General features: G+C 68.3%; 17 protein-coding genes and 1 tRNA gene. 6 read left to right on the top strand and 12 right to left on the bottom strand.

Annotated elements, in window-relative coordinates; genetic code table 11:
• Positions 1 to 253: 253 nt before the first annotated feature.
• The 3 genes from CVM50_RS18235 to petA are packed head-to-tail and all read right to left on the bottom strand — an operon-like array spanning position 254 to position 3,032.
• Positions 254 to 1,093 carry a cytochrome c1 gene (locus CVM50_RS18235; RefSeq protein WP_085888794.1) on the bottom strand — a complete coding sequence of 280 codons (840 nt, stop codon included), beginning with the start codon at positions 1,091 to 1,093 and terminating at the stop codon, positions 254 to 256.
• 17 nt (positions 1,094 to 1,110) lie between these two features.
• Positions 1,111 to 2,436 carry a cytochrome b gene (gene petB / locus CVM50_RS18230; protein ID WP_085888793.1) on the bottom strand — a complete coding sequence of 442 codons (1,326 nt, stop codon included), beginning with the start codon at positions 2,434 to 2,436 and terminating at the stop codon, positions 1,111 to 1,113.
• 14 nt (positions 2,437 to 2,450) lie between these two features.
• The gene (gene petA / locus CVM50_RS18225) at positions 2,451 to 3,032 is read right to left on the bottom strand and encodes a ubiquinol-cytochrome c reductase iron-sulfur subunit (protein WP_085888792.1); all 582 of its coding nucleotides are present in this window, start codon (positions 3,030 to 3,032) and stop codon (positions 2,451 to 2,453) included.
• Between the two features lie 234 nt (positions 3,033 to 3,266).
• Between petA and CVM50_RS18220 the strand changes: the two genes are divergently transcribed.
• The gene (locus CVM50_RS18220; protein WP_085888791.1) at positions 3,267 to 3,959 is read left to right on the top strand and encodes an outer membrane protein; all 693 of its coding nucleotides are present in this window, start codon (positions 3,267 to 3,269) and stop codon (positions 3,957 to 3,959) included.
• Positions 3,960 to 4,245: 286 nt separating this feature from the next.
• On the opposite strand, the gene CVM50_RS18215 is transcribed toward CVM50_RS18220, so the two are convergent.
• From CVM50_RS18215 to dapF, 4 genes are all read right to left on the bottom strand, one after another.
• The gene (locus tag CVM50_RS18215; RefSeq protein ID WP_198431934.1) at positions 4,246 to 4,854 is read right to left on the bottom strand and encodes a glutathione S-transferase; all 609 of its coding nucleotides are present in this window, start codon (positions 4,852 to 4,854) and stop codon (positions 4,246 to 4,248) included.
• 81 nt (positions 4,855 to 4,935) lie between these two features.
• Positions 4,936 to 5,544, bottom strand: coding sequence for an FMN-binding negative transcriptional regulator (locus CVM50_RS18210; RefSeq protein WP_085888790.1), 609 nt, complete (start codon positions 5,542 to 5,544; stop codon positions 4,936 to 4,938).
• Positions 5,545 to 5,617: 73 nt separating this feature from the next.
• Positions 5,618 to 6,877 (bottom strand): tRNA (N(6)-L-threonylcarbamoyladenosine(37)-C(2))-methylthiotransferase MtaB, encoded by a 1,260-nt coding sequence (mtaB, locus tag CVM50_RS18205; protein ID WP_085888789.1) that lies wholly within the window; start codon positions 6,875 to 6,877, stop codon positions 5,618 to 5,620.
• Complete coding sequence (dapF, locus tag CVM50_RS18200) at positions 6,878 to 7,729, bottom strand: diaminopimelate epimerase (protein WP_085888788.1); 852 nt, start codon at positions 7,727 to 7,729, stop codon at positions 6,878 to 6,880.
• A gap of 139 nt (positions 7,730 to 7,868) precedes the next feature.
• On the opposite strand from dapF, the gene CVM50_RS18195 reads away from it, so the two are divergent.
• Positions 7,869 to 7,944 (top strand) — tRNA-Lys (locus tag CVM50_RS18195).
• Positions 7,945 to 8,098: 154 nt separating this feature from the next.
• Here the strand turns inward: CVM50_RS18195 and ggpS are convergent.
• The 4 genes from ggpS to CVM50_RS18175 form a co-directional block, all read right to left on the bottom strand.
• Entirely contained in the window at positions 8,099 to 9,613 is a 1,515-nt protein-coding gene (ggpS, locus tag CVM50_RS18190) for a glucosylglycerol-phosphate synthase (protein WP_085888787.1), read from the bottom strand.
• 1 nt (position 9,614) lies between these two features.
• On the bottom strand, positions 9,615 to 10,397 hold the full coding sequence (locus CVM50_RS18185; protein ID WP_085888786.1) for an HAD family hydrolase: 783 nt from the start codon (positions 10,395 to 10,397) through the stop codon (positions 9,615 to 9,617).
• Positions 10,394 to 11,467, bottom strand: coding sequence for an NAD(P)H-dependent glycerol-3-phosphate dehydrogenase (locus tag CVM50_RS18180; RefSeq protein ID WP_085888785.1), 1,074 nt, complete (start codon positions 11,465 to 11,467; stop codon positions 10,394 to 10,396). The genes CVM50_RS18185 and CVM50_RS18180 overlap by 4 nt, the downstream gene beginning before the upstream one ends.
• Positions 11,468 to 11,818: 351 nt before the next feature.
• Positions 11,819 to 12,787 carry a helix-turn-helix transcriptional regulator gene (locus CVM50_RS18175; protein ID WP_157792228.1) on the bottom strand — a complete coding sequence of 323 codons (969 nt, stop codon included), beginning with the start codon at positions 12,785 to 12,787 and terminating at the stop codon, positions 11,819 to 11,821.
• A gap of 125 nt (positions 12,788 to 12,912) precedes the next feature.
• Here CVM50_RS18175 and CVM50_RS18170 point away from each other — a divergent pair, with 125 nt between their 5' ends.
• A complete protein-coding gene (locus CVM50_RS18170) occupies positions 12,913 to 15,036 on the top strand; it encodes a TonB-dependent siderophore receptor (RefSeq protein WP_085888783.1) in 2,124 nt (707 codons plus the stop codon).
• Positions 15,037 to 15,157: 121 nt separating this feature from the next.
• Entirely contained in the window at positions 15,158 to 15,889 is a 732-nt protein-coding gene (locus CVM50_RS18165; protein WP_157792227.1) for an alpha/beta hydrolase, read from the top strand.
• Here the strand turns inward: CVM50_RS18165 and CVM50_RS18160 are convergent.
• The gene (locus CVM50_RS18160) at positions 15,886 to 16,797 is read right to left on the bottom strand and encodes a LysR substrate-binding domain-containing protein (RefSeq protein ID WP_085888781.1); all 912 of its coding nucleotides are present in this window, start codon (positions 16,795 to 16,797) and stop codon (positions 15,886 to 15,888) included. The genes CVM50_RS18165 and CVM50_RS18160 overlap by 4 nt on opposite strands.
• 164 nt (positions 16,798 to 16,961) lie before the next feature.
• Here CVM50_RS18160 and amaB point away from each other — a divergent pair, with 164 nt between their 5' ends.
• Entirely contained in the window at positions 16,962 to 18,461 is a 1,500-nt protein-coding gene (gene amaB, locus CVM50_RS18155; RefSeq protein WP_085888780.1) for an L-piperidine-6-carboxylate dehydrogenase, read from the top strand.
• Entirely contained in the window at positions 18,451 to 19,731 is a 1,281-nt protein-coding gene (locus tag CVM50_RS18150; protein ID WP_085888779.1) for an NAD(P)/FAD-dependent oxidoreductase, read from the top strand. Before amaB ends, CVM50_RS18150 begins: the two co-directional genes overlap by 11 nt.
• Positions 19,732 to 19,749: the final 18 nt, after the last annotated feature.

The following is a 19,749-nucleotide window of genomic DNA, read 5'->3' as shown; positions in this document are numbered from 1 at the left end:
ATCTCTGCCCTGATCCTTGCTGGCTGATGCCGCCGGCGCGGATATTGGGGCGGGAACACGGGACAGGGGCGCGGGGATCCCTTCCCATTTGTTGGCCGACAAATATCCCGGGGGCGCGCATCGCGCGACGGGGGCAGAGCCCCCCAGGTGCCGGTCTGCGCCCTCGTGGCGGGGACCGGCGCCGCCCCGGCCAGCCAAAGGAAAACCCCCGGTCGTTTCCGACCGGGGGCTGAGTTTCATCCGGGGGGCGGGATCAGGCCTGGGCCTTCTCCTTGGCGGCTTTCTTCACCGGCTTCCACAGACGCTTGTTGGTCAGGTACAGAAGCGAGCTCAGCAGCACCAGGAAGATCACGCCGACAAAGCCCGCGTGCTTGCGCGCCATCAGCTTCGGCTCCGCGGTCCACATCAGGAAGGCCGCGACATCCTCGGCCTCGTGATGCAGCGAGTTGGCGTGGCCGTCATCGAACTCCACGTCCTCGCCGTAAAGCGGCGGTGCCATGGCGATCCAGCCGCCGTCGAAGGCGGTGTTCTCATAGTAGGTCACGCCGGCCTGCACACGTTCCTCACCGGTGTAACCGGTCAGGATGTTGTAGATGTGCTCAGGCCCGCCAATGCCCTTGAAGAACTGGTTGATGCCGGTGCCCGCGGGGCCGTGGAACGCGGCACGGGCCTTGGCCATCAGGCTGAGGTCCGGGGCGTTCTGGCTTTCGTTGGCCGGGAAGAAGTCATTCTCGGTCAACTGACGGGCGGCACCTTCGTCGTAGTCATAGAGGTGCATGTTGGAGGCCTCGTCGGCCACCATGAACTCGGCCGCATAGGCGCGGACCTCGTCCTCGGGCATGTTCGGACCGCCTTCATCCGCCAGGGTGCGGATCGGCACGAACTTCAGCCCGTGGCAGGAGGAGCAGACCTGGGTGTAGATCTTCAGCCCGCGCTGCAGCTGGTTCTCGTCGTACTTGCCGAAGGGCCCTTCGAAGGAGAAGGCGATGTCCTCGTGATGGCCGCCGCCTTCGGCCGCCAGGGCGGCCGTGCCCATGCTGCCCACGCCGAGCGTCAGGGCTGCCAGGGCAGAGATAGAGAGTTTCTTGAACATGGTCTCTGTCCTTTCGCTTACTCGGCCGGTTCTGTCGGCTTGCCGTAATGGGCGTCGAAATCTTCCTCGATCGTGGCCGGCATGTTCTTGGGCGCCGGTTCGATCACGCCCAGCAGGGGCAGGATGACGAAGAAGTAGGCGAACCAGTAGGTGGCCCCGATCAGCGAGATGGTGGAATAGGGCGGTTCGGCGGGCATGGCGCCGGCCCACATCAGCACGATGAAGTCGATGCACAGCAGCGCGAACCACCACTTGAACATCGGACGGTAGCGGCCCGAGCGCACCTTGGAGGTGTCCAGCCAGGGCACCAGGGCCATGGCGACGATGGCGCCGAACATGGCCAGCACGCCGAAGAACTTCGCATCGACGATGCCGCCGGTGATCCAGTTGGCGAACATCACCACCCAGACATCCGCGGTGAAGGCGCGCAGGATGGCGTAGAAGGGCAGGAAGTACCATTCCGGCACGATGTGCGCGGGTGTCGCCAGCGGGTTCGCCTCGATGTAGTTGTCGGGGTGACCCAGGTAGTTGGGCATGAAGCCGACGATGGCGAAGAAGACGGCCAGCACGACGGCGAGGGCGAAGAAGTCCTTGATGACGAAGTAGGGCCAGAAGGGCAGGGTGTCCTTCTCGGCTTCCGCCTTGGACGACTTGCGCACGTCGACGCCGGTCGGGTTGTTGTTGCCGGTGTTGTGGAACGCCCAGATGTGCACGATGACCAGGCCCGCGATGACGAAGGGCAGCAGGTAGTGCAGCGAGAAGAAGCGGTTCAGCGTGGCGTTGGCCACCGCCGGTCCACCCAGCAGCCAGGCCTGCAGGCTTTCCCCGATGAAGGGGATCGCGCCGAACAGGCCGGTGATCACAGTCGCCCCCCAGAAGGACATCTGACCCCAGGGCAGGACGTAGCCCATGAAGCCGGTGGCCATCATCAGCAGGTAGATGATCATGCCGATGATCCAGGTGATCTCGCGCGGGGCCTTGTAGGAGCCGTAGTAGAGACCACGGAAGATGTGCAGGTAGACGGCGAAGAAGAACAGCGAGGCGCCGTTCATGTGCAGGTAGCGCAGGAAGTGGCCACCGTTCACGTCACGCATGATGTGCTCGACGGAGGCGAAGGCCATGTCGACATGCGGGGTGTAGTGCATCACCAGGACGATGCCGGTGACGATCTGCAGCGCCAGGCAGAAGGCCAGGACGATGCCCCAGATCCACATCCAGTTCAGGTTCTTGGGCGTGGGGATCATGATCGTGTCGTAGATCAGGCCCACGATCGGCAGACGAGAGTGGATCCACTTCTCGCCACCGGTCTTCGGTTCGTAATGATCGTGCGGAATGCCGGACATTTTGGTCTCCTCCCTCAGCCCAGGATGATCTCGGTCGGACCATCGAAGGTCGCGACGGGGACAGGCAGGTTTTCCGGGGCCGGGCCACGACGGATGCGGCCGGCGGTGTCGTAGTGCGAGCCGTGGCAAGGACAGAACCAGCCGCCGAAGTCACCGGCCTCGCCCAGGGGCACGCAGCCCAGGTGGGTGCAGACGCCCATCATCACCAGCCATTCCTCGGCGGCCTTGCCTTCGGCACCCTCGGGGGCCAGGGCACGGTTGCCGTCGGTGGCGGGGGCATCGGCGCCGATGTTCTCGTTGCGCGCCAGCGGGTCGGGCAGGGTGGCCGGATCGACCTCGTTGGCGGCGTCGATCTCCTCCTGGGTCCGACGACGGATGAAGACCGGCTTGCCGCGCCATTTCACGGTCAGCTGGGTGCCTTCCTCGACGCCGGCGATGTCGACGCGGATCGAGCTCAGCGCCTGGACGTCTGCGGAGGGGTTCATCTGGTTGACGAGCGGCCAGACGGCCGCACCGGCCGCAACAGCACCGGCGCCGGCCGTGGCGTAATAGAGGAAGTCCCTCCGGGTGCCTTCGTGATCTTCTGCGTGGGACACGAACTTAGCTCCATTCCTAGGCCCGCCTGGGCAGTCGCGATATGTGTCTGGGTCGCGCTTTACACACAACCGTTACCGTGCGGTTGTTTAGCTTCCGAAATTGCACAGGTCCAGCATTCGTTCATGCATGCGCAGAGAGGGTGCGCATGTGTCGCGCTTGAGACGCGGCAGCGGGACGGCTATACGGTCAATGATCCTTTCACCTTGCCGGCCCGTCCGGCCCGGAGACCGCCCATGATTCCCATGACCGCCCCGCGCCGCGCCCTCCTGCGCGCCTCTGTCATCGCCCTGGCTGCCGGCACCTTCGCCGCCCCCGCTGCGGCCGAAGTCGAGCTGAGCTTCTACGGCGGCTGGCAGACCTCGCCCCATTCCCGGGTGAAGGGCGACTACGGCTCCGGCGTCAACGCCGGTGCCAGCTTCGATGAGCTGATCGGCTGGGACGGCAAGAGCTTTGATATGCCGCCCTACTACGGCATCCGCGCGACCTGGTGGCGTAACGAGGCCTGGGGCTTCGGCATCGAGTTCTCCCACGACAAGGCCTATGCGCCGGACGACGAGATGGCCGAGGCGGGCTTCGAGCGGCTGGAGTTCACCGATGGGCACAACATCATCACCGCCAACGTCTCGCGGCGCTGGATCGAGGGCTGGGGGGCGGCGACGCCCTATGTCTCCGCCGGTCTGGGCATCGCCATGCCCCACGTGGACGTGCAGCCGGTCGGCGGCGAACATACCTACGGCTACCAGGTGACCGGCCCCGCCGCCCGACTGACCGCCGGGGTGAACTACCCGCTGACCGACCGCTGGTCGGTCTTCACCGAGTACCAGTTCACCTGGTCCGACAACTCCGCCGACCTGGACGGGGGCGGCTCGCTGGACACCACGCTCTATACCAACGCGCTGAACGTGGGCGTCGGGTTCAAGTTCTGAGCCCCGCCCGCAGGCTGCGACCTGACACGGCCCGCCTCCCGAGGCGGGCCTTTTGCATGGTGGCGAGGGCGTAGCGCCCGGATACTCCCCGCAAGGAGAAGGCAGCGGGACGGCGCCCCGCCCGGGCGCCCGACTTTCGCCTGCCTGCGCGTGAGTCCCCAGCCCAAGAGCGCGGCGGCGGCCTCAACCGCTCGACCCCAACCTCTTCACGTCGTCGGAAATACTCCGGGGGGAATTGAGCCGAAGGCGCAAGGGGGGCAGAGCCCCCGCCCCCGTCGCCGTCCGCTCAGCCCGGCAGGGTTGCGGTGAAAGACGGGCGCGCGGTGATCGCCTCGTACCAGGCGGCGATCTTCGGATGCCCGTCGCGCCAGCTGCGGGCGTCATGGCGAAAGTCGAGGTAGCCCAGCCCCGAGGCCAGGGCGATCTGCGCGGCGTCCAGCGGCGCGGCCAAGGCCTCGTTCCAGTCCGCCTCGATGGCGTCGAGGGTGCGGGCGATCTTGGCCCATTGTGCCTCCAGCCATTTGTCGAAGACCATGTCCTCGGGTCGCAGCCGGACCTCGTAGGCCATGTTGACCGCGCTATCGAGGATGCCTTCGGCCAGGGCCTCCAGCGTCAGCACCTCCCACAGCCGGTCGGCGGGATAGAAACCTGCGCCCGACAGGTCGTCCAGGTAGCGGCAGATCACCCGGCTGTCGCAGATCAGCGGCCCGTCTTCGCGCACCAGTGCCGGGATGCGGCCCAGCGGGTTCACCGCGGCCAGCTCGGGGTTGGTGTCGAAGGCGGTGGTTGCCACCACCTTCTCGGTCACCCGGTCCGCCAGCCCGGCCTCGGCGATCAGCACGCGCACCTTGCGCACGTAGGGAGAGGTGGGCGAGGAAAAGAGGGTCAGTGTCATCGGGCAAGCTCCGCCTGGATCTGTGTTCGGCGCGAGCCTAGGGCCGCGCCGCGCCGACTGTCCAGCGTCCCGCGGGGGCGATCAGGCCGGCGGCTCGCGCATCCAGGCGGCCAGCTGTGCAAGGTCTGGCCCCGCAGGGGCCGCCGTCAGCCCCTCGGCGGCGGCAAGGCGCGCCGTCTCGGGCTTGTTCTGGGCCAGCTTCCAGGTGCCCTCGACCGCTTCGATGGGCATGCGGAAGGGCTGGATCATCCGCATCATCCGCGCCAGCGTCTCTTCGGGCATCTTGTCGGCGGTCCAGGCGGGCTTCGGCGCCAGCCGCGCCTCGAATTCCTCCGACAGCAGATCCAGCACCGCGCGCATCTCGCTCTGCGGCAGCGGCTCCAGCGGGCCCAGCAGGTGAACCGAGACGTAGTTCCAGGTCGGCACCTGGTCCTCCAGCCCGTACCAGTCGGGCGAGATATAGCCCTGCGGCCCCGCGACGATCAGTCGGGCGGGGCCGGGCGCGGCGCGGGCCACGGGGTTGGAGCGCACGAGGTGCAGCCAGACCGCCCCGTCGCGGATCGCGAAGGGCACCTGGGCGGCCAGGGGCGCGCCCTCGGAGGAAAGCGTCAGAAGGCCGGCGCCGATCTCGGCGGCCAGGGCCAGGTTCTGGGCATCACTGGCCTTGCGAAAGGTGGGGTTCGGATGCATCGGCGCTGATCTCCTGCGGTCGGGTGCAGGATGCGGTGACGATGCGGGAGGTGCAAGCGGTGCGACGGGGCGATCAGCCCAGAAGCTGATGCCGCTGCTGGCCGCGGATCACCGTGTCGACGATCTGCCCCTCGGTCTGGTCGGTCTCGAAGCTCACTTCGGTGAACTGTTCGGTCCGGCCCATGCGGGGGCTTTCCATCAGCACACGATGCGCCCGGCCCTGCTGGGCGGCGAGGTGGCGGGCCACCTGGGCGTCCCCGGCGGCGCGCAGGCGGGCCGCACGATCCTTGATGATCTTGCCGTTGATCTGGCTGGGGATCTTCGCCGCCGGCGTCCCCTCGCGTTTGGAGTAGGGGAAGACATGCAGCCAGGTCAGGTCGCACTCCTCCACCAGCTTCAGGGAGTTGGCGAACATCTCCTCGGTCTCGGTGGGGAAGCCCGCGATGATGTCGGCGCCATAGGTCATGTCGGGGCGCAGCTTGCGCGCCTCCTCGCAGAATCGGATGGCGTCGTCGCGCAGGTGGCGGCGCTTCATCCGTTTCAGGATCATGTCGTCGCCCGCCTGCAGCGACAGGTGCAGGTGCGGCATCAGGCGCGGCTCGGTCGCGATCGCCTCCATCAGCGCCTCGTCGGCCTCGATCGAATCGATCGAGGAGATCCGCAGGCGCGGCACGTCTGTCAGCCGCAGGATGCGCATCACCAGGTCGCCCAGGCGCGGTTCGGCCGGCAGGTCGGCGCCCCAGGAGGTCAGGTCGACCCCGGTCAGCACCACCTCGTTATAGCCCTGCTGCACCAGCCGCTTGATCTGATCCACGACCACCCCGGCGGGGACAGAGCGCGAATTGCCCCGGCCATAGGGGATAATGCAGAAGGTACAGCGGTGATCGCAGCCGTTCTGCACCTGCACGTAGGCGCGACTGCGGGTGCCGAAACCGTCGATCAGATGGCCGGCCGTTTCGGTCACCGACATGATGTCGTCGACCTGCACGCGCTCGGTCTGGCCGATGAAATCGGGGCCCATGGCGGCCCATGTTTCGGGCTGCATCTTCTCGGAGTTGCCGATCACCAGATCGACCTCCTCCATGGCGGAGAAGGTGGCAGGCTCCGTCTGCGCGGCGCAGCCGGTGACGATCAGCTTCGCGCCCGGATTCTCGCGCCGCAGGCGGCGGATGTCCTGGCGTGCTTTGCGCACGGCCTCGGCGGTGACGGCGCAGGTGTTGACCACCACGGCGTTTTCCACGCCATGTTCGGCCGCCAGCGCCTTCATCGCCTCGGTTTCATAGGCGTTCAGGCGACAGCCCAGTGTCGCGAATTTCGGCGGTGCGGCGGTCATTTACGCCTCCACTTCGGCCAGGAAGGCCGGGCTGAGCGTGGCGGAGAAGACCAGCGAAGTCGGTCCGCCCATCCAGACGCCGTCCTCGCGCCAGTCGAGGCTCAGCCAGCCGCCGTCCAGCTCCATCCGGACGCGGCGGTCGGTGGCATCGCGCAGGACACAGGCCACCAGCGTGGCGCAGGCGCCCGAGCCGCAGGCCAGCGTCACCCCGGTGCCGCGTTCCCAGACCCGCATGCGGATCTCGTCGCGGGCGCGCGCTTCGGCGAATTCCACGTTGCAGCGTTCGGGGAAGAGCGGGTCATGTTCGATCTTCGGGCCGGTTTCCGTCACCGGCACCGCCTCGGCGTCCTCCACCAGGAAGACGCAGTGCGGATTGCCCATGCCCACGGCCACCGGATCGCCCGCCAGCGGCAGGGCGGTGACCTCCATCTCGCGCGCCAGGGGCACCTCGTCCCAGCTCAGCTGCGGCGGGCCCATGTTGACCCAGGTCACGCCGTCGACCGTGGCGGCCTGGAGCAGGCCGCGCGCGGTGCGGATCGACAGGGTGTCGGCGCCGGTTTCCCCCATCACATGGGCGGCGACGCAGCGGGTGGCATTGCCGCAGGCTCCGGCGCGGGTGCCGTCGCTGTTCCAGAAGTCCAGGCAGATGTCCGACCCGTCGCCATCGCGAATCTCGGCCAGCTGGTCGAAGCCCACGCCCCGGTGCCGGTCGCCAAGTGCCCGCGCGAGGGCGGGCGTGGTGCGCGCCGGCTGCCCGCGCGAATCGAGCACGACGAAGTCGTTGCCCAGCCCGTGCATCTTCATGAAGGGCAGGCCGTCGGCGGCGGGGGTATGAGGACGGGGTTGGGTCATTGCGGCGATATAGACCCTGAACCCCTTGTTGAAAAGGCGCCGCGGCGCGGCGGGCCCTGCGGATGAAACATTTCTGTTATGTTTTTTCGGATTCCCGCTTGACCATCCCTGCCCCCCCTTTTAGAGACGCGCCCACAGTGGGCCGTTAGCTCAGTTGGTAGAGCAACTGACTTTTAATCAGTGGGTCGAAGGTTCGAATCCTTCACGGCTCACCACTACCACCAGAAAATGCCTCGTGCTTTCAGTAGATTACTGAAAATGCGGGGCATTTCTCGTTTTGGGATCTGATTCTGCCGAAGCTGCGCCGCAACGCAAAACGCCGCAGCGCGGGGCTGCGGCGTCTCAGGGGCGCGGTCAGGATCCGGCCGCTCACTCAGCAGGGACGGTGTCCTGGGCCTGCTCGTCGGGAAGCACGTCGTCGTTGAAGGCCTGCATCTGGTCCTCGGCCCAGAATCGGATGTCCTGTTTCACCACCATGGCGCGGTTGGCGCGCATGCGGCCGCGCCGGTCGTCTGCGGGCATGTCCAGGGCGTACTGGATCGCGCTGTCCATCGACTTGTGCGAGAAGGGGTTGGTGGGCACGATCGCCCCCAGCTCCACCGCCGCGCCGGCGAACTCCGACAGGACCAGCACTCCGTCCTCGTCCGTGCGCGCGGCGCAGAATTCCTTGCACACCAGGTTCATCCCGTCCGCCAGCGGCGTGATCCAGGCCACGTCGGCGGCGCGGTAGTAGGCCACCAGGTCGGTGAAGGCCACGGGGCGCGAGATCAGCGCCACGGGCTGCCATTCGAAGCTGCCGTAGCGCCCGTTGATCTGCCCGGCCAGCTGTTCCAGGTCGTGCTGGATCTCTTCATAGGCGGTCATGTTGGCATTGGCGGCGACCGAGACATGCATCAGCCGCACCTTGCCGCGCAGGTCGGGACGGCTTTCCAGCAGCCGTTCAAAGCTCTGCAGCTGTTCGATACCGCCCTTGGTGTAGTCGGTGCGCCCGACCGACAGGATCAGACGGCCCTCGCCCAGCTCCTCGCGAATCTTCTCGACGCGCAGGGCGGTTTCGGGCCGGGCCACGACGCTTTCGATGTATTCGACATCGACCCCCACGGGGCTGGCCTGAAGGCGAAGGCGGCGGCCTTCGTATTCCAGTTCGGTCACCACCGACTGCTCCGACAGGGCCGTGGTCTCGGCCTTCATCTCGGGCTTCACCTTCTCGCGCTTGATCGTGTCGACCTCCAGCAGCGAGCGGGCGGCGGAGACGAAGTTGTTGACGTAGCGCGGGATGTGGAAGCCCACCACGTCGCAGCACAGCAGGCTTTCCAGGATCTCCTTGCGCCAGGGCAGCACGTTGAAGATGTCGGCATTGGGGAAGGGCGTGTGGTGGAAGAAGCTGATCTTCACGTCGGGGCGCAGGGTGCGCAGGTAGCCCGGCACCAGCCACAGGTTGTAGTCATGCACCCAGACCACGGCGCCTTCGGCGGCCTCCGCGGCGGCGGCCTCGGCAAAGGCCCAGTTCACCTCGCGGAAGGTCGGCCAGTCGACCGGGTCGTAGTTGTAGCGTTCCTTGAACCCGTGAAGGATCGGCCAGAAGGCTTCTTTGGACGACACGTGGTAGAAGCTGGTCACCTGTTCCGGCGTCAGCGGCAGGCGCGACACGGTGTACTTGCCGTAGTGATCGTCGATCTCAATCACCCGCTCGAAGTCGGGGTTGGCGGGGTCCTCGGCATGTTTCCAGGCCACCCAGGCGCCTTTCTCGAAGCGCCCGAAGAAGCTCTTGAGGGTGGGGACGATGCCGTTCGGACTCTTGTTCTCGTGGTATTCGATTTTCCCGTCCACCTCGACTTCCTCATAGGGCTGGCGGTGGTAGACGATGACGAGATTGGAAGACATGTCAGGCATTCTCCGGGATGTCGTGAAGGTCGAAGGCCGCGATGGCCTCCAGGATGCCCGCAGCCCCGTGGGCGTGGGCGTGATGCACGCTGTCCAGCCCGTTCAGACGGTCGGTCAGCGCGGTTTCGGAATTGCCGACGGCCACGGCGGGCAGGCCGGAGGCCAGCATCGACAAGTCGTTCAGGGTGTCCCCGGCGCAGAGGACGCGGTGTTCCGGGATCTCCAGGTGGTCGATCAGGCGGCGGATCGAGGGGCCCTTGGACACGCCGCGCGGCAGCACGTCGAAATAGCGGTTGTCGGAGATCAGCCAGTCCAGGCCCAGCTCCTCGATCAGGTCCTGCGCGCGCGGATCGAAATCGGCCGGGCTCAGGTCATAGCTGACCCGGTAACGGAAGCGCGTGGGTTGCAGGGTCAGGCCGGGGTGGCCGTCCAGCAGGGCGCGCACGCCCTCGCCTGCATCGTTCCAGCGCGCGGCGATGTCTTCCTCCAGCGGTTCGATCGGCACGACCGACCCGTCGGGGGCGACCTCGGCGATGGTGGTGCCCACGTCGCCGACCACGTATTCCGGCCAGGGCAGGCCCTGTTCACGGCACATCTGCATGATGAACTCGGGGTCGCGGCCGGTGACGAAGATCAGGCCGACGGTGTCGCGGTTGGCCTCGATCCACTGGTAGAGCGTGGCGCGGTCTTCGTCGGTTCCGCCGAGGAAGGTGCCGTCGAGGTCTGTGGCCAGCGTGAAGCGGCGTTGGGAGATGTCGGGACGGGGGGCGGCGTGAACGGTCACTGGTCAGAAGCTCCGAATTGCAGCGGAAGGTCGGGGGACGGGTGTTCGAGGGACATTTGCATCGTCTGCGGTTCGGCCTCGATGGGGCGGGCCCAGAGCGCGGTGAAGGCCTCCTGCAGGTCGGCGCCCTCGTGCAGGATGGCCTGCACGGTCTCGCAGATCGGCATGGGGACGTTGATGCGCTTGGCCAGGTCGGTGACCGACACGGCGTTCACCTCGCCCTCGACGACGACGGGGCGGCCCTCGAAGCACGACGGGCGCGGGATGCCCTGGCCCAGCTGGTAGCCCAGCGACATGTTGCGCGAGGTGGTCGAGGAACAGGTCAGGGTCAGGTCGCCCGCGCCCGACAGGCCGGTGACCGTCTCGCGCCGGCCACCCAGGGCCTGGGCCAGCTGTTTCATCTCGTCGATGCCCCGGGTGATGAGGGCCGCGCGGGTGTTCTCGGCAAAGCCCGCGCCGGACATCATCCCGCAGGCGATGGCGATCACGTTCTTCACCGCACCGCCCACCTCGACGCCCACCAGGTCGTCCGAGACATAGGCGCGGAAGCCCCCGCCTGACAGCGACAGCGCCAGCCGCGCGGCCGGACTGGTTTCGGGGTTCAGACGGTCGGAATAGGAGAAGGGGAAGGCGACGGTGGCGGCGGTGGGATGATCCAGCGCCGTCTCGCGGGCGAAGGTCGGCCCGTTGACCGCGCCGACCACATGGCCGGGCAGTTCCTCTGCCACCACTTCCGACAGAAGGTAGCCAGTGCGCCGTTCCACCCCCTTGCAGGCCAGGGCGATCGGGATGCCCTCGGGCAGCACGGGGGCGATGGCCTGGCACATGGGCCTCAACGTCGCGGAGGGGGTGACCATCAGCACCGCCTCGGCGCCATCGAGCGCCTGGCCCAGATCCGCCGTGGCGGTGATGCCCCGGGGCAGGGTCACATCGGGCAGGTAATCGGCGTTCTCGCCGGTGTCGTTGATCCGCTGCGCCTGGTCGGGGCGACGCGACCACAGGCGCACGTCGTGACCGTTCCGGGCCAGCACGGTGGCCAGGGCGGTGCCCCAGCTCCCGGCGCCGAGCACGGCGATCCGGTCATAGGGGCCAGCGGGATTGGATACAGCATCCTTGATGGCGAACTCCTTTCAGGTGTCCGTTCCGGGTTTCGTCATTTTGATCTGGCGCGCTCCATCCGGCCTCAAAGGGCGGTGCGGCAGGGAGCAGGAGCAAGCGGAGTGGCTCGCTGCGCGCGGGGTGGGTCATCGTCATGACGCCGGGGGATCCGCCGCACGGATCCTTGATCTACAACTTAGGCGTCGATGCTGCATTGGCAAGGAACTGCCGATCAATCGAGGCGAAAGCCTATGGAATAAAGGGAAAATTGCTCTGCAATGCAGCAATTCTTCCGGGCCGGGAGGATCCGCGCTGGCCGGGGCCTAGCGCGGCAGGCCGCCCTGACGGACCTGCGACGGGGTCTGCCCGCACCAGCGGCGGAAGGCCGTGGAGAAGGCCGAGGGGTTGTCATACCCCGCGTCCCAGGCGGCTGTGCCGACGCTGGCGCCATGGCGCAGCGCGTCATGGGCGCGGCGCAGGCGCAGCTCGCGCAGCCGGGCCAGCATGCTCTGCCCGTAGGCGCGGTGAAACAGCCGCCGGGCGGAGCTGAGGCTCATGCCGCCGGCACGGGCGATCGCCTCCATCGCCGCCACGGGGCCGGGGGCACAGCCCAGGTGTTCCATCCGGTTCAGCCGGTCGCGGTCCGCCGGTGCGACGAGCTTTTCGGCCTGCCAGAGCTGTTCGAATGCGCGCCCGACCAGCGCCGCGGAATGTGCCTCGCGCAGCAGCGACAGCGGCCTGCCCAAGCTGGCGGCGGGCTGCATCAGCGCCTCGGCGTCGGCGATGTCCTCGGGGCCCGCGCTCCACCGGGCATCGCGACGGGCGTTGCCCTGCAGGATCTCTGCCCGGGAAATGCCGCGCCGCTCCAGCCAGTCCCAGCTCATCCGCAGGGTCAGCTTGCGCAGCACCTCGCCGCGCCGCGACTGGCGGTGAAACTCCTGCGGCGTGTCCAGCGCGCTGAAGATGATCGGCACCGGCGCGCCCGGGCGCCGCTCCAGCCCCATCGGGAGGCCGCCCAGCACGGCCTCGACCCGGCCGGCCAGCACAAGGTGCAGCACCACACCGGGTGCGCGGGTGACCCGCACCTCGAAATCCTCCTCGGCGCAGGCGTCATGGGCGTTGATCGTCAGCCCAGAGGCGCTTTCGACACCGTCGCGCGTGCCCCGCAGGACCACGCGCCCCTCGGGCAGGCTGGCGCGCAGGCGCCGGCCGGTCATTGCGACGCTCTGCGCGATCTCGGACAGGCGGATCTGATCCGGGCGGATCTGGTCTGGGCGGATCTGCGAGGACATGGGCGCGCGGCCTCTCTGGCGGTTTCGCGAAGACATCTGGCTCTGGCGCGAAGATCCCCATCTGGCTGAAGCCCTGTTCCCCTCCGTATTAACGAGTAAAACACTCGGATATCAAGGAGCCCCTCATGACGCGCCCCCTCCTGCCGCGCCGCGCGCTGCATCTGGCCCTGCTGGCCAGCACCACACTGACCACCCCGGCCCTGGTCACGCCCGCCCTGGCCCAGGACGTGATCGAGCTGGAGCCGATCAATGTCGAGGGATCCAGCTATGAGACCGAGGGGACGAACTCCTACACCTCCAACCTGATCTCGGTGGGCGAGAAGGCCGCGATGACGCCCCGCGAGGTGCCGCAGTCGACCTCCGTCGTGACCCGCAAGCAGATCGAGGATGGCGGCTATGGCGCGCTGGAGGAGGCGCTGGCCGACACGCCCGGCATCATGATCCTCAGCAACGACTCGGGCCGCTCGTCCATCTACTCGCGCGGGTATGAATTCGACTACCTCTACTTCGACGGCCTGCCCGCGCCGGTCAGCTCGATCTATGGCACCCAGCCGGACCTGTCGATCGTCGACCACGTGGAGGTGCTGAAGGGGCCGGCGGGCCTGTTCATCGGCACCGGCGAACCGGCCGGGTCGATCAACATGCGGCTGAAGCAGGCCACCTCGGTCGATCCCAAGGGCTACGCCAGTGCCTCGGTCGATTCCAACGGCCACACCCGGACCGAGCTGGACTACAGCAGCGCCCTGAACGAGGAGGGCACGATCCGCGGCCGCGCGGTGCTGGCCTATGCCGATGGCGACGGCTTCGTCGACCGGCAGGAAAACGGGGTGCTGTCGGCCTATGGCACGGTCGCCTGGGACATCACGCCCGACACCACGCTGACCTTCTCGCTGGCCCACATGGAACGGGACATTGCGCCCTTCAACGGCCTGCCGACCTATGCAGACGGGGCCCTGATGTGGCTGGACGAAAGCACGTCGACCGGCGCCGACTGGAACTATTTCGAGAATGCCACCACCGACGCCGTGCTGGCGCTCGAACACCACTTCGCCAACGGCGTCCGCGCCAAGGCCTCGCTGCGCGCCTCGCACCAGGAGGCGAATTTCCTCTACGCTTACGGCGGCTCGTCGGCGGACGCCGACAACGTCATCACCACGATGTCCTGGCTGGGTCAGGACTGGGAGCAGGACAGCCTGGCCCTCGACGCCCATGTCGAGATGCCCTTCCTGATGGGCAACATGGACAGCAACCTGATCCTGGGCGCCGACTGGCAAAAGCTGGACAGTTCCACCTACGGGCTGCGCGGGTCGGAAGATGGCAGCTGGGATCTGGACACCGACGACACCGCCAGCCTGCCGCGCCCGGCAGAGGACTACACCACGCTGGAAGAGCGCGACATCACCTCGACCGGGCTCTATGCCCAGCTTCGCGTGAAGCCCTCCGACCAGCTGACCCTGATCGGCGGCGCCCGCGTCAGCTGGTACGATGGTGACATCACCTCCGGCACCATCGGCACCGCCCGCGACCTGGACAGCACCGACATCGACGCCAAGGTCACCCCCTTCGCCGGGCTGACCTACGAGCTGTCGCCGGCCGCCACCCTCTATGCCAGCTATTCCGAGATCTTCATCCCGCAGTTCGAGCTGGACGTGAACGGTGACACGCTGGACCCGCTGGAAGGCCGCCAGTACGAGTTGGGCGTGAAGGGCGAACTGGCCTACGGGCTGAACTACTCCGCCGCGCTCTTCGATCTGCGCCAGGTGAACCGCTCGGTCGCCGTGCGCGGCACCGACTACGCCGAACCCGAGGGCGACGTGCGCTCGCGCGGGTTCGAGACCGAGGTTTCGGGCGAGGTGATCCCGAACCTGCACCTGTCGGCGGGCTACACCTACACGGAAACCGAGTACCTGGAGGGGCCGGATGCCGGCGCCGTCTTCTCGACCTACACGCCCGAGCACATGCTGAAGCTGACCGCGCTTTACGATGTGACCGAAGGGATGATGCAGGGCTGGAGCTTTGGCGGGCGGCTGACCTCGATGTCCGAGTTCTCCTCGCGCGGGATCACGGCGCCTGCCTACAATGTGGTCGACCTGATGGCGGCGAAGGATCTGGGCCGGGACACCGTGCTGCGCCTGGGCGTCGATAACGCCTTCGACGAAGACTACTACTCGCGCGTCGGCAGCAACGTCGTCTTCAACTTCCGTGGTGCGCCGCGCACCTTCAACATGTCGCTGACCAAGTCGTTCTGACGCGGCCGCACGACCCGGAGCCAGCCTGATGCCAGCCCCTTCGACACCCGCCACCGATCCCGGGGCCAGGGCGGACCAACCGGCGCCCATGGGCCTTGGAACGCCCTGGTCCAGACCGGGCGTGACCTCTTTCGACCTGCCCTCGGACGGGGGCGGGTTCCGCGTCCTGGTGGCCCGGCCCGAGGCCCCGGCGCCGCCCGGGGGCTACGGGATCCTCTACGCCATGGATGCGGGCTGGACCTTCGGCACGCTCTGCGACCTGGAGCGGCTTTGCGACAAGAGCCGTAGCGGCGCCCGGGATCTGCCGGCGGTGATCGTGGGCCTCGGCTGGCCAACGGACAGCCTGATCGACTTTGACCGTCGCGGGGCGGACCTGGTGGGGCAGGCGGCAAGAGGGGCCAGCCGGGCGGCCACCCTGGCGCTGCTGGCCGGGCAGGTGATCCCCCGGGTCGAGGCGGCGCTGCCGGTCGATCCCGCGCACCGGATGATCCTTGGCCACTCCTTCGGTGGCGCCTTCGCTCTGCAGGCCCGCGCCCTGTGTCCCGGTCTCTTCTCCCACGTGGCCACCGGCAGCCCCTCGATCTGGACCGATCCGGAGGGGATCCACGCGGGCGCCCGTCGTGCTGGGGGCAAGCTTCTGATCACCGTCGGGGCGTTGGAAGATCCCGGGGCCGCAGAGGCCGCCGGAGAGCCCGTCGACCGCATCGCGCGCCTGCGGACGCGGGACATGACGGGCCATGCCCGCCGGTTCGCGCAGCAGGCGGGCGCCACGTTCCGGACCTTCGACGGGGTCGGGCATGGCGCCGTGATCCCGGGCTTTCTGGGCGCCGCCCACGCTTTCCTGCGCTGTTAAAGGGGCCTGCGCCGCTGGAGGGGCAGCGCCTCCGAGGTCTTCAGCCAGGCAATCAGCAGATCCAGCGCCGGTTTCGGTTCCGCATTGCGGGGCCAGACCAGGGCATAGCTGCGGTCCATCTCCAGGTAGTCGGGAAAGGCCGGGACCAGCCGCCCGCGTGCCCGTTCGGCCTCGGCCAGGAAATCCGGCAGCAGGGCCAGGCCGAACCCCGCCGCGGCGGCCTCGGCCATGGGACTGAACTGGTCGAAGAGCATCCCGCGCAGCTGCCCGGCCTCGACCCCGTGCTGGGTGAACCATTCCTCCCAGGCGCCGGGGCGGCTGTCGAGGTGCAGAAGCGGCCGACCCCGGATCGCCTCCGCCGTCAGCGGCCCGCCCGCCAGCAGGCCGGGGGCGGCCATGGGAATCACCCGGTCGCGGGTCAGCGGCAGATAATGCACCCCGGGCCAGTCCTCCGGTCCGTAGTGGACGGCGGCATCGAACTTCTCCCGGGCGAAGTCGAAGCGGGCGCTGCGGGTGCTCTGGTTGACCAGGATCTCGGGGTGGGCGCGCAGGAAGGCATGCAGGCGCGGCCCCATCCAGTAGAGGCCGAAACTGGGCGGCAAGGCCAGGCTGAGACTGTCGCGCGGGCCGCTGGCGCGCAGGCGCAGGCTGGCCTGGGCGAGGTCCTGCAGGCAGTCGCGGACAGAGCGGGCATAGCTGGCCCCGGCAGCGGTCAGCGTCAGCCCCTTGCCTTCGCGCACCAGCAGGGTGACGCCCAATTGCCCCTCCAGCAACTTCAGCTGGCGCGACACGGCGGAGTGGGTCAGCGACAGCTCCTGGCCCGCGGCAGTGGCCGATCCCAGCCGGTCCACCGCCTCCAGCGCCAGTAGCGAGGGGATCGAGGGCAGGAATCGGCGCGGGGCGATCATGTGAGGTTTTCTCCAGGGTTTGGGAATTTCTATCGCTTCTGGCAGGCTGTGTCAGCGGCTAGCCTGTCGCAAAGGGCCCGTTACCTGCGTCGGCCGGTTCCCCGCCGGATCCAGCAGTAGCGCCACGCCCGAGACCCTGCCCATGACCCTGAAGGAGCCCCGCCATGCCCTCTCACGCTGAAACCCTCGCCGCCGCCGGGCTGAGTGAAACCGACCTGATCGGCGGCAGCCTGACCGTGCGCTCGCCCCTCGACGGGGCGGAGGTCGCGCAGCTGGCCGAGACATCCCTGGCGGACATGCCCGCCGTGATCGCCCGGGCACAGGGGGCCTTCGCCGCCTGGCGCCAGGTGCCCGCGCCGCGCCGGGGCGAGCTGGTGCGCCTGCTGGGTGAAGAGCTGCGCGCCGCAAAGGCGGAGCTGGGCGCCGTGGTCACGCTGGAGGCCGGCAAGATCACCTCCGAAGGCCTGGGCGAGGTGCAGGAGATGATCGACATCTGCGATTTCGCCGTCGGCCTGTCGCGCCAGCTGTATGGGCTGACCATCGCCTCTGAACGCCCCGGCCACCGGATGACCGAAACCTGGCATCCGATGGGCCCCTGCGGGGTCATCACCGCCTTCAACTTCCCCGTCGCCCCCTGGGCCTGGAACGCCGCCCTGGCGCTGGTCTGCGGCGATCCGGTGATCTGGAAGCCGTCGGAAAAGACGCCCCTGTGCGCGCTGGCCACCAAGGTGATCTTCGACCGCGCCGTGGCGCGGTTCGGGGATGAAGCGCCGGAGGGGCTTTTGCAGGTCGTCGTGGGCGGCGTCGATGTGGGCGAGGCGCTGGTGACCTCCCGCGACGTGCCGATCCTGTCGGCCACCGGATCGACCCGCATGGGGGCCGCCGTGGGGCCGAAGGTCGCCGCGCGCTTCGGCCGCTCCATCCTGGAGCTGGGCGGCAACAACGCGATGATCGTGGCGCCCTCGGCCGACCTGGACATGGCGGTGCGCGCCATCGTCTTCTCCGCCGTGGGCACGGCCGGGCAACGCTGCACCTCCCTGCGGCGGCTGATCGTGCACAACTCGATCCGCGAGGATCTGGTGGCGAAGCTGCGCCAGGCCTACGGCTCGCTGACCATCGGTGATCCGCGCGAGGACGGCACGCTGGTCGGCCCGCTGATCGACCAGGGCGCGCTGGACGGGATGCAGGCGGCGCTGTCGGCGGCCAAGGCCCAGGGCGGCACCATCCACGGCGGCACCCCCGTCGACGCGGTCGCGGGGGGCGCCTATGCCGCGCCCGCGCTGGTCGAGATGCCCGCCCAGACCGACATCGTGCGCACCGAAACCTTCGCCCCGATCCTCTACGTCATGGGCTACGAGACGCTGGAGGAGGCGATCGCGATGCAGAACGACGTGCCGCAGGGCCTGTCCTCCTGTATCTTCACTCTGAATGTGCGCGAGGCGGAAACCTTCCTCTCGGCGGTGGGATCGGACTGCGGCATCGCCAACGTCAACATCGGCCCCTCGGGGGCCGAGATCGGCGGTGCCTTCGGCGGCGAGAAGGATACCGGCGGCGGGCGCGAAAGCGGGTCGGACGCCTGGAAGGGCTACATGCGGCGGCAGACCTCGACGGTGAACTACTCGGCCGAGCTGCCCCTGGCGCAGGGGGTGAAATTTGACATCTGACGGCACCCTCTGGCGGGCCAGCAGCGCCGAGCGGCTGACCACCACGCCCCTGGCGGCGGACGCCCGGGCCGAGGTGGTGGTCATCGGCGCGGGCTTCACCGGCCTGGCCTGCGCGCTGGAGGTGGCGAAACAGGGCGCCTCGGTCGTGGTGCTGGAGGCGAACACCGTCGCCCACGGCGGGTCGGGGCGGAACGTGGGGCTGGTCAACGCTGGCCTCTGGCTGCCCCCGGACGAGGTGCTGGCCCAGATGGGCGAGGATGATGGCACACGGCTGGTCGAGGCCCTGGGGCAGGGGCCGCAGATGGTCTTCGATCGGGTGGCAGAGCACGGCATCGCCTGCGAGGCCACGCGCCACGGCACCCTGCACCTGGCCCATTCCGCGAAGGGGTTCGAGGACCTGCAGGACCGGTTCCGCCAGGGCAACCGCCATGGCGCGCCGCTTCAACTTCTGGACGCAGCGGAAACCGCCCGGCGCACCGGCAGCGATGCCTTCCACGGGGCGCTGCTGGACCCTCGGGCGGGCACGGTGCAGCCGCTGGCCTATTGCACCGGGCTGGCCCGCGCGGCGCAGGAGCTGGGCGCGCAGATCCACGAAGGCTCCGCCGTCACCGCGATTGCCCATACGGAGGGTCTCTGGACGGTCAGTGCCAATGGTCACAGCGTGCGGGCGCCGAAGCTGCTTCTGGCCACCAATGCCTACCACGAGGGGATCGCCGGCGCCTTTGCGCCCCAGTTCGTCGTGGTGAACTACAGCCAGTTCGCCACCGCGCCCCTGCCGCCGGAGGCGCAGGCCAAGGTGCTGCCGGGCGGCGAGGGATGCTGGGACACGGCGCTGGTCATGTCCTCGGTCCGCGTGGATGCGGCGGGGCGGTTGATCGTCGGCGGCATGGGCAATGCCGATGGACTGGGCGGGGCGATTCATGCCGGCTGGGCGCGGCGCAAGCTGCGCGCGCTTTACCCGGATCTGGGCGACATTCCCTTTGAACACCACTGGCGGGGCAAGATCGCCATGACTCGCGACCACATCCCCAAGGTGGTCAACTTCGGCCCCTCCGCCTATGCCGTCTTCGGCTATTCCGGGCGTGGCATCTCGCCCGGCACGGTCTTTGGCGCCGCCGCGGCCCAGGCCCTTCTGAACGACGCGCCGGAGGCCTTTCCGTTGCCGGTGCTCAAGGGCTACAAGGAACATCTGCGCGGCCTGCACGAGGCCTACTACGAATTCGGCGCCACCCTGACCCACGCCATGATGCGCGGCCGGGCCGGGGCCTGACGATGCGCGACCCGAGGA

Origin of the sequence: Pseudooceanicola marinus, assembly GCF_002786295.1 — a bacterium.
GTDB lineage: Bacteria > Pseudomonadota > Alphaproteobacteria > Rhodobacterales > Rhodobacteraceae > Pseudooceanicola > Pseudooceanicola marinus.
The sequence above is the reverse complement of the archived record's forward strand: the minus strand, read 5'-3'. Positions and strand labels throughout refer to the sequence as shown.

Excerpts from the sequence above, each read along its gene's own strand:
- CVM50_RS18235 (WP_085888794.1), bottom strand. The coding sequence starts at position 1,093 with ATGTTCAAGAAACTCTCTATCTCTGCCCTGGCAGCCCTGACGCTCGGC.
- petB (WP_085888793.1), bottom strand. The coding sequence starts at position 2,436 with ATGTCCGGCATTCCGCACGATCATTACGAACCGAAGACCGGTGGCGAG.
- CVM50_RS18220 (WP_085888791.1), top strand. The coding sequence starts at position 3,267 with ATGATTCCCATGACCGCCCCGCGCCGCGCCCTCCTGCGCGCCTCTGTC.
- CVM50_RS18215 (WP_198431934.1), bottom strand. The coding sequence starts at position 4,854 with ATGACACTGACCCTCTTTTCCTCGCCCACCTCTCCCTACGTGCGCAAG.
- CVM50_RS18210 (WP_085888790.1), bottom strand. The coding sequence starts at position 5,544 with ATGCATCCGAACCCCACCTTTCGCAAGGCCAGTGATGCCCAGAACCTG.
- mtaB (WP_085888789.1), bottom strand. The coding sequence starts at position 6,877 with ATGACCGCCGCACCGCCGAAATTCGCGACACTGGGCTGTCGCCTGAAC.
- dapF (WP_085888788.1), bottom strand. The coding sequence starts at position 7,729 with ATGACCCAACCCCGTCCTCATACCCCCGCCGCCGACGGCCTGCCCTTC.
- ggpS (WP_085888787.1), bottom strand. The coding sequence starts at position 9,613 with ATGTCTTCCAATCTCGTCATCGTCTACCACCGCCAGCCCTATGAGGAA.
- CVM50_RS18175 (WP_157792228.1), bottom strand. The coding sequence starts at position 12,787 with ATGTCCTCGCAGATCCGCCCAGACCAGATCCGCCCGGATCAGATCCGC.
- CVM50_RS18170 (WP_085888783.1), top strand. The coding sequence starts at position 12,913 with ATGACGCGCCCCCTCCTGCCGCGCCGCGCGCTGCATCTGGCCCTGCTG.
- CVM50_RS18160 (WP_085888781.1), bottom strand. The coding sequence starts at position 16,797 with ATGATCGCCCCGCGCCGATTCCTGCCCTCGATCCCCTCGCTACTGGCG.
- amaB (WP_085888780.1), top strand. The coding sequence starts at position 16,962 with ATGCCCTCTCACGCTGAAACCCTCGCCGCCGCCGGGCTGAGTGAAACC.